Annotated in this window: 4 protein-coding genes; 3 read left to right on the top strand and 1 reads right to left on the bottom strand. The window is 58.8% G+C overall.

Annotation, left to right across the window (positions count from 1 at the left end; translation table 11 throughout):
- The 3 genes from A3840_RS19895 to A3840_RS14685 all read left to right on the top strand — a co-directional run.
- Positions 1–340, top strand: a 340-nt coding sequence (locus A3840_RS19895; RefSeq protein ID WP_205633391.1) for a hypothetical protein, incomplete at its 5' end; no start/stop codon positions are given.
- 61 nt (positions 341–401) lie between these two features.
- Positions 402–962, top strand: coding sequence for a metallophosphoesterase family protein (locus tag A3840_RS14690; RefSeq protein WP_067458364.1), 561 nt, complete (start codon positions 402–404; stop codon positions 960–962).
- Positions 959–1,780: a metallophosphoesterase gene (locus A3840_RS14685; protein WP_067458362.1), complete on the top strand. Its 822-nt coding sequence runs from the start codon at positions 959–961 to the stop codon at positions 1,778–1,780. Before A3840_RS14690 ends, A3840_RS14685 begins: the two co-directional genes overlap by 4 nt.
- A 7-nt stretch (positions 1,781–1,787) precedes the next feature.
- On the opposite strand, the gene A3840_RS14680 is transcribed toward A3840_RS14685, so the two are convergent.
- Positions 1,788–2,240: a hypothetical protein gene (locus tag A3840_RS14680; RefSeq protein WP_067458359.1), complete on the bottom strand. Its 453-nt coding sequence runs from the start codon at positions 2,238–2,240 to the stop codon at positions 1,788–1,790.
- Positions 2,241–2,318 lie beyond the last annotated feature (78 nt).

The following is a 2,318-nucleotide window of genomic DNA, read 5'->3' as shown; positions in this document are numbered from 1 at the left end:
TAAGACTGAAACCGGACCACCCTATGGGGTCAGGCCACTCGACGGCATGGAGGTGCATATTCGGCTCCGAAAAGCCGCCGCGAAAGCGGGCTCCGAAGCCGCGCTCGCCCGGCAGATCGGCATCACGCGCCAGAGCCTCGCTGACGTCATAAATAGCCGCCGTGAGCCAGGGCCGACGATCTTGACCTTCCTTCGCCTGCAGAAAGTCGCCGTGGGCCGCACGCTCTATACGCCCCTCGACGACAGCGAGGTGGGTCCGAAGGCGGCGAGATCTGAGAGGAGGCAGCGGGCATGGGACGGGCCGTCAGTCGCACAGACTGACAGCGTGGCGGCTCCCTGAAAGAAAGTGCGTGTGCCTTGCATGTCTCCGGGGCAGAAGCTGGTCATTACGGGAGACAACGATGACCACCTTCTTCACCGCCGACCATCATTTTGGGCACGCCAACATCATCAAGATGTGCGACCGGCCCTACGACAATATCACCGCTCATGACATGGGCCTGGTCGAGAATTGGAACGCCGTCGTCGGGCCTGACGACGAGGTCTGGCACCTGGGCGATTTCGCATATCGTGCGTCGCCGAAGTGGACCCGCCGCCTGTTCGAGATGTTGAACGGCACCAAGAGATTGATCGTCGGAAACCACGATTTCAAGGGCGAAACCTTGAAGCTGCCGTGGAAGTCGATCGACCAACTGACCGAGACAGTCGTTGACGGCCAAACGCTCGTTCTCTGCCATTACTCGCTGCGCGTGTGGAGAAACATGCGCCGTGGGGCAGTGCAGCTGTACGGCCATTCCCATGGCAATCTCCCGGGAACTGCACAATCGATCGATGTCGGAGTGGACGTGATGGGCTACGCCCCTGTCACATGGCCCCAGATCAAGCAGCGGCTCGAACTCCAGCCGAAGCTCGACTTCCGCGACGACACCGATGTCGTCGAAGCGATCGAGATCAAGCCATGAAAGTCTGGCTCATGAGCGACCTCCACCTCGAGGTCGAATACCACAACCCCGAATATTGGGGCGTCCCCGATGACGTCGACATCGCCCTTGTGGCTGGCGATGTGGCCCGTGGCGGCCAGGAGCACGTGCGCTGGCTGCAGGAGAACATCGCACCGCATACCAAAGCGGGCGTCGTCAGCGTCCTGGGCAACCACGAATTTTACCGCAGCTCGATCGAAGCCGAACGCCTCGCCGCCGGCAGGGCCAGCGCGTGGGGCGACGTTCGTGTTCTCGACGACATGTGCTGGACCGTCGACGGAGTCAGGTTCGTGGGGGCGACGTTGTGGACGGATTACCTGCTATTCAATCCCGAAGCCGATCCGATCCTTCTCGACTCAGCGATGTACACTGCGCGCACCGGCCTGAATGACCACAGGCTCGTAAGACTCGTCGATTCCAGTTCGCGACCGTTTATTCCCGCTCATGCTCGCGAGATCCACAAGCGCAGCGTCGCCTATATAGAGAGTGTGCTTGCGACGCCGTTCGACGGCGAAACCGTGGTCGTGACGCACCATGGGCCAGCCCGCGGCAGCGTTGGCGAGCGGTACAAGAACGACACGCTGACGGCCGCGTACATCAGCGATCTCGAGTGGCTGATCGAGCGCTATCAGCCGGCACTTTGGTACCATGGGCATGTCCATGAGAGCTTCGACTACAGCATCGGTCGCACCAGGGTGATGACGAATCCGAAGGGATACCGCCTCGAGAACCAGCGCGGCTTCAACCCTCAGCTTGTCGTCGAGATCGGTGAGCCGGCGCCGAAGCCGCAGGTGCCGTAGCACATGATCAGGACCTGAGCTGGAACAGCGGCCACACTTTGGACGCCGATGTCCTAATTGCGACGTTTAGCTCAGCTTCAGCATTCAAGAGCCACACCAGAGAAGGTTCGAATTCCATGCTTTCAGCGAGCATTTTTGCCACTGGCTTCTCTAGCTGTAGGTATTTTTCGTGGTCACCCAACAAGTAAGCGACGGGCAGCAAGTACATCTCCCATCGCTGCATGAATTCTGCGTGGAACGCAGCTTGAAACTCTTCATCTTGCTCCTCGATGCCTAAGTCGACTGCCCGGATAAGGATGTCGGTCACCACCTTCAGATCTTCATCCTTTGCCTTTGGCGTCTTGCCCGGCGTCGTCAGAGCAATGGACGCCATAGCGATAGAGGCAAGAAAATTCGTATCGCGCATTCCAATGTGGAACGGGGCATCCGGATCGATTATTTTGACGATCTCGATCTGCAAATCCTGTAATTCAGAAGCAAATCGCGATCGCAAGTCTATCTAGGTCCTGTTGACAAAGTATGGCATCCATATCCTTGC

The organism is Devosia elaeis (assembly GCF_001650025.1).
In the GTDB taxonomy this organism is placed as follows: Bacteria; Pseudomonadota; Alphaproteobacteria; order Rhizobiales; family Devosiaceae; genus Devosia; species Devosia elaeis.
This window is presented reverse-complemented; position numbering and strand designations above follow the sequence as displayed.